The sequence below is a fragment of the Micromonospora sp. NPDC002411 genome, assembly GCF_053592955.1.
Genome location: NZ_JBSFBM010000371.1, coordinates 1 through 6,162 on the forward strand (window position 1 = coordinate 1; position 6,162 = coordinate 6,162).

The following is a 6,162-nucleotide window of genomic DNA, read 5'->3' on the forward strand; positions in this document are numbered from 1 at the left end:
CGTACCTGAACGGTGGTCCGGAGCCCGAGTTCAACTACCACCGGTTCTGGGCACAGGCTGACGTCGCCATGGCGTACGCCGACTACGGCAGCATGCCCCGAACGCCCGCCCGAGCCGTGCGTCGATCGGCCTCACCGAGCGTGAGCTTCAGGTGCTGCTGGGCATGGCCGAGGGCAAGAGCAACGCGGAGATCGGCCGGGAGCTGTTCGTCTCGGAGGACACCGTCAAGACCCACGCCCGGCGGTTGTTCCGCAAGCTCGGCGCGCGGGACCGGGCGCACGCGGTGGCGGCGGGCTTCCGCGCCGGCCTGGTCGCCTGACCGAACGGCGGCGTCACCCGGCGGCGGTCGGGGTGCCCGGCTCGTCCTCGGTGCCCTCGGAGAGGGTGTCGTGCACGCCGTCGGCGTACCCCCGGGCGTAGTCCCAGGTCACGTAGTGGTCCGGGTCGGGGTCGTAGGCGGGCTCGTGCACCCGGGGGCGACCCGAGTTGAGCAGGTGGCGCAGGTTGCCCCGGAGCAGGTCCCAGTCGAAGTAGTGCGGCTCTCGACAGTCCTCGCATTCGATCACCAGCCCGCGAACCCCGATCGGGGCCAGCAGGGCCTGGTAGATCTCCAGGTCGGCGAGGTCTTCCAGCACATCCTGCCGCTCGACGTCGGTTAGTGGATCAGGCGTCGCGTCATCGCCCGGGTCGTCCAGATCCGCTGTGGGATCGGCCGGGTCGCCATTGAACGGGTCGATGGGCTCGTCGTGCACCCCTTCACCGTAGACCCAACGCGGCGCGGACGTCCGCCCCCCGGCCGCGCGCCGGGCCGGGCCGCCACGGACGGGTCGCCCAGCTCACTGGGTACGATGAGGCGACGTGCCGGCACCGTGGCGCGCTCCGGTGCCCGCCCGCGCCACCTCGCTGAAGCCCATCCGAGCAGCTCAGGGGAGCAATCGTGGAAAATTCGCCCAGCACCGATCTTCCGGCCGGCGCCGAGCACGCCGACCTGGGCGGCCACCTGCCCGAGCTGCCGGCCGGCTCCGCCCGGGTGGTTCCGCTCGGCCTCACCTTCGACGACGTGCTGTTGCAGCCGGGCGAGTCGGACGTGGTGCCCAGCCGGGTCAACACCCGGACGAAGCTCACCCGCAACGTCGAGTTGTCGATTCCGCTGCTCTCCAGCGCGATGGACACGGTGACCGAGGCCCGGATGGCGATCGCCATGGCCCGCCAGGGCGGCATCGGCGTGTTGCACCGCAACCTGTCCCTGGAGGACCAGGCGCTCCAGGTCGACCTGGTCAAGCGCTCCGAGTCCGGCATGATCACCAACCCGGTGACCGCCAGCCCGGACGACACGCTGCGCGAGGTCGACGAGCTGTGCGGGCGTTACCGCATCTCCGGGGTTCCGGTGGTGGACGGCGACGGCCAGTTGGTCGGCATCGTCACCAACCGGGACATGCGTTTCGTCTCCGAGCCGAACACCCCGGTCCGCGAGATCATGACCCACACCCCGCTGATCACCGCCCGGGTGGGGGTCAGCAAGGACGACGCGCTGGCGCTGCTGCGTCAGCACAAGGTCGAGAAGCTGCCGATCGTCGACGACTCGGGTCGGCTGCGTGGCCTGATCACCGTCAAGGACTTCACCAAGAGCGAGCAGTACCCGGACGCCAGCAAGGACGACGCCGGTCGCCTCCGGGTGGCCGCCGCCATCGGCGTCGGCGAGGACGCGTACAAGCGGGCCCGTGCCCTTGTCGACGCGGGCGTCGACGTGCTGATCGTGGACACCGCGCACGGCCACCAGCGGGCCGTGCTGGACATGGTCCGCAGGCTCAAGGCCGACGTCACCGTCGACATCATGGGCGGCAACGTGGCCACGTACGCCGGCGCGAAGGCGCTTGTCGACGCCGGCGCCGACGGCGTCAAGGTGGGCGTGGGGCCGGGCGCGATCTGCACCACCCGGATCGTCGCCGGGGTCGGCGTGCCGCAGGTGACCGCGATCATGGAGGCGGCCAGGGCCGCCCGTCCGGCCGGCGTGCCGGTGATCGGCGACGGCGGCATCCAATACTCCGGCGACATCGCCAAGGCCCTGGTGGCTGGCGCCGACACGGTGATGCTCGGCAGCCTGCTGGCCGGCTGCGAGGAGAGCCCCGGCGAGCTGATCTTCGTCAACGGCAAGCAGTTCAAGACCTACCGCGGGATGGGGTCGCTCGGCGCGATGCAGTCCCGGGGCCAGGCCAAGTCGTACAGCAAGGACCGCTACTTCCAGCAGGACGTGCTCAGCGACGACAAGCTCGTCCCGGAGGGCGTCGAGGGCCAGGTTCCCTACCGGGGGCCGCTGTCCCGGGTGGCCCACCAGCTGGTCGGCGGGCTGCGGCTGGCCATGGGGTACGCCGGTGCGGAGAACATCCCCGATCTGCACCGCCGGGGCCAGCTCATCCGGATCACCGCGGCGGGTCTGAAGGAGAGCCACCCGCACGACATCCAGATGACCGTCGAGGCGCCCAACTACCACACCCGCTGACCCACCACCCCCAACCACCTGGAGTCCCCCATGCGTGACGTGGTCGAGATCGGGCTGGGCAAGACCGCGCAGCGCGGTTACCACCTGGACGACATCGCCATCGTGCCGAGCCGCCGCACCCGGGACGTCGATGACGTCTCCACCTCCTGGCAGCTCGACGCGTACCCGTTCGGCATTCCGTGCGTCGGCCACCCCTCCGATGCCACCATGAGCCCGGCCTCGGCGGTGCGGCTCGGTCAGCTCGGCGGCCTCGGCGTGCTCAACGTCGAGGGGCTCTGGACCCGCTACGAGAACCCGACGAAGGTGCTGGAGGATCTGGCCGGCCTCGACGAGGACGCCCGCGCCACCAAGCGGCTCCAGGAGGTGTACGCCGAGCCGATCCGTCCGGACCTGATCGCCGAGCGGGTTCGTGAGCTGCGGGCCGGCGGCGGCACTGTGGCGGTGCGGGTCTCCCCGCAGCACACGCTGGCGCTGGCGCCGGTGATCCTGGACGCCGGGGTGGACATCCTGGTCATCCAGGGCACCATCGTCTCGGCCGAGCACGTGTCGACCACCGACGAGCCGTTGAACCTCAAGGAGTTCATCGCCGACCTGGATCTGCCGGTGATCGTCGGCGGCTGCACGGACTACAAGACGGCGCTGCACCTGATGCGTACCGGCGCGGCCGGTGTGATCGTGGGCATCGGCGGCGACGAGTGGTCGACCACCGAGTCGGTGCTGGGCATCCGGGTGCCGATGGCCACCGCGATCGCCGACGCGGCGGCGGCCCGTCGCGACTACCTCGACGAGACCGGTGGCCGGTACGTGCACCTGATCGCCGACGGTGACATGCAGACCTCGGGCGACATCGCCAAGGCGCTGGGGTGCGGCGCGGACGCGGTGATGCTCGGTGAGCCGCTGTCGCTTTGCGACGAGGCCCCCGCCGGTGGTGCCTGGTGGCACTCGGCGGCGAGCCACCCGTCGTTGCCGCGGGGCGCGTTCGAGGTTGCCGGTGAGCCGCTCGGGTCGATGGAGGAGCTGCTCTTCGGGCCGGCGGACGAGGCCGACGGTCAGCTCAACCTGTTCGGTGGGCTGCGTCGGGCGATGGCCAAGTGCGGCTACCGCGACCTGAAGGAGTTCCAGAAGGTCGGCCTGGTCCTCGACCGCTGACCCTTCCGACCAACGTGCGAAGGCCGGCCCGTACGGGCCGGCCTTCGTCGTGTTCAGCCTGGCGTCACTTCTCGACGTAGATGGTCAGGTCGGACATGTTGCGGTAGCTGCTCGCCGCGAAGTCGAGCGACTGGCCCTTGTTGTCGACGCCGCCGGGGGCGGTGTCCATCTCCCAGTTGGCGTGGTGGAAGTTGCGCTCGCCGATGGTCTGGAAGAACTGCTGGAAGTTGATGTCGCCGTCGCCGAGCGGGACCATCTGGTGACCGTTGGGGACGCTGGTGTCCCGGTCGCCGTCCTTGGCGTGGAAGAGCGGGAACCTTGTGGTCCGGTCGGCGACGGTGAGGATCGGGTCGAACAGGTCGGTGACCTCCTGGCCGGCCCCGTTGACGTACTTCTGGTGCTTGTAGCGGGCCACGTAGGCCCAGTAGATGTCGAGCTCGAAGAAGACGTACCGCGGGTCGGTGATCTCGAAGAAGTATTCGAGTCGGCGGATGCCGGACGACCGGGTCTGCCGGCCCTGCGCGTCGCGCGGGCCACGGTCGATCAGGAAGCTGTACGCGGCGTCGTGGTTGTGCGTGTAGAGCCGCATGCCCCGGGCCTTGGCCTGCCTGCCCAACTCGTTCCAGATGTCCGCGGCGGCGTCCCACTCGGCCTTGTACGCGCTGTTGGTCGGGTCGCTGCCGGTGCCGATGTTCTTCATGCCGAGTTCCTCGGCGATGTCCAGCTGTTGCTGGAAGGTGGCCGGCTGGATCGTGGCGTGGGTCCCGTTGGCGACCAGGCCGTTGTCGTCGAGGATCTTGCGGATCTCGGCCGGGGTGATCTGCCGGCCGAGGATCTCGGTGCTCTGCGTGTAGCCGGCGAACTCGATCTCCTTGTAGCCGATCTCGGCGAGCCGGGCGAGGACGCGCTCGAAGCCGTAGGGCACCCCGCTGTCGTCCGGCGCGGCGGTGATCCGGTCGCGGACGCTGTAGAGGATGATGCCGCGGTTGCGGGCCGGGATCAGCGGCTCGACCCGCAGCTTGCTCGCGTTGGGGTTGGCGAGTGCGGGGGTGCCGGTGGCGAGGACCGGCAGGCCGGCCGCGCCGATCGCGGCGGCGGCTCCGGCGGAGGCGGCGAGCAGGGACCGGCGGCTCAACCGGGGGGTGGGGGTGGCGTCGGGTGCGGTGTGGTCGGGCATGGTTCCACCTTTCGCGACGGTGGTCGGGACCAGACACTAACGTCGGTCTAAGTCGAAAGAAAGTGAAGATCGATCACTACTTTTGTTTGTTCCAACGAAAGTGACTGATGATCGTCGATATAGACCGCGCGACCGGTGGCGCTGACTACGCTCGTCCTGACCGCGATGCGGCAGGAGGAGTGTGCATGGCCCGGACCCGACGGACACCGGCCGCCGGTCGGCTGACCACCACGGCCACCGCTCTGACCTGCGTGGTCGCGCTGCTCACCGCCGGCTGTACGGGCGACAGCGACGGTTTCCGGCCCGGTGCCGCCGACGCCGGCGATCCGTACGTGCCGGGGCACGGCAACGGCGGGTACGACGTCACGCACTACGGCCTCGACGTCCGCTACGACCCGCCGACCGACCGGCTGACCGGGCGGGCCGTCATCACCGCCACGGCCACACAGGACCTGTCCCGCTTCAATCTGGACCTGGTCGGCCTGGACGTCGCCACGGTGCGGGTGGGCGACGCGCCGGCCGACCACCGCCGCAGCGACGGTGAACTCGTGGTGACCCCACGCGACGGGCTCCCACGTGGCCGGCAGTTCACAGTGACCGTCGACTACGCGGGCGTGCCCACCGCCGTCGAGGACGGGTCGTTGGGCAGCGGCGGCTTCCTGCACACCGCCGACGGGGCTGTCGCGCTCGGGCAACCCGACTCGGCGGCCACCTGGTTCCCGGTCAACGACCACCCGTCGGACAAGGCCAGCTTCGACCTCGCGGTGACCGTCCCGGACGGTTTGGCCGCACTGAGCAACGGGGTGCCAGGTCCAAAGAGCAGCGCCGACGGCTGGACCACCTGGCGATGGTCGGAGCGCACGCCGATGGCGAGCTACCTCAGCACGCTCGTGATCGGCGACTACCGGGTGGTGACCGGCACCCACGCCGGCCGGCCGATGGTCACGGCGGTGGCGGCGAGCCTGCCGGCGACCGGTGCCGCAGCCAGCTCACTGGCCCGCACCGGGGAGATCGTCGACTTCCTGGCCAGCCGCTTCGGGCCGTACCCGTTCGAGTCCTACGGCGGGATCGTGATCGCCGACGAGCGCATCGGGTACGCGCTGGAGACCCAGTCGCGCCCCGTCTACGGGCCCGCCTTCTTCGCCGACGACCGGCCCAACCCGGGCGTCGTCGCGCACGAGCTGGCCCACCAGTGGTTCGGTGACAGCGTGTCGCTGACCAGATGGGGCGACATCTGGCTCAACGAGGGCTCCTCGGGGGCGCGTCGGCTGGTCGAGATCTGCGCGGGGCTCCCGCTTGCGGTGCGCATCGTCGGATCTCGGCTCCGGGCCCGCCC

The 6,162-nt window shown here is 70.5% G+C and carries 5 protein-coding genes and 2 pseudogenes; 5 read left to right on the top strand and 2 right to left on the bottom strand.

What is annotated here, in order from left to right:
* Both ACWCO3_RS29850 and ACWCO3_RS29855 read left to right on the top strand, forming a co-directional pair.
* Nucleotides 1-95 (top strand): annotated as a pseudogene (locus ACWCO3_RS29850) (glycoside hydrolase family 48 protein); the annotation flags it as partial.
* 8 nt (nucleotides 96-103) lie between these two features.
* Nucleotides 104-319: pseudogene (locus ACWCO3_RS29855) on the top strand (response regulator transcription factor); the annotation flags it as partial.
* 13 nt (nucleotides 320-332) lie between these two features.
* Here ACWCO3_RS29855 and ACWCO3_RS29860 read toward each other — a convergent pair.
* Nucleotides 333-752, bottom strand: coding sequence for a DUF5319 domain-containing protein (locus ACWCO3_RS29860; protein WP_145778967.1), 420 nt, complete (start codon nucleotides 750-752; stop codon nucleotides 333-335).
* A gap of 185 nt (nucleotides 753-937) precedes the next feature.
* Here ACWCO3_RS29860 and guaB point away from each other — a divergent pair, with 185 nt between their 5' ends.
* Together guaB and ACWCO3_RS29870 are read left to right on the top strand one after the other, a co-directional pair.
* Nucleotides 938-2,500, top strand: a complete 1,563-nt coding sequence (gene guaB / locus ACWCO3_RS29865) for an IMP dehydrogenase (protein WP_145778968.1) — start codon at nucleotides 938-940, stop codon at nucleotides 2,498-2,500.
* A gap of 30 nt (nucleotides 2,501-2,530) precedes the next feature.
* The gene (locus ACWCO3_RS29870) at nucleotides 2,531-3,649 is read left to right on the top strand and encodes a GuaB3 family IMP dehydrogenase-related protein (RefSeq protein ID WP_145778969.1); all 1,119 of its coding nucleotides are present in this window, start codon (nucleotides 2,531-2,533) and stop codon (nucleotides 3,647-3,649) included.
* Nucleotides 3,650-3,713: 64 nt separating this feature from the next.
* On the opposite strand, the gene ACWCO3_RS29875 is transcribed toward ACWCO3_RS29870, so the two are convergent.
* Nucleotides 3,714-4,826, bottom strand: a complete 1,113-nt coding sequence (locus ACWCO3_RS29875) for a sugar phosphate isomerase/epimerase family protein (protein WP_357840512.1) — start codon at nucleotides 4,824-4,826, stop codon at nucleotides 3,714-3,716.
* A gap of 185 nt (nucleotides 4,827-5,011) precedes the next feature.
* Here ACWCO3_RS29875 and ACWCO3_RS29880 point away from each other — a divergent pair.
* A partial coding sequence (locus ACWCO3_RS29880; RefSeq protein WP_450013214.1) for a M1 family metallopeptidase occupies nucleotides 5,012-6,162 on the top strand: 1,151 nt, incomplete at its 3' end.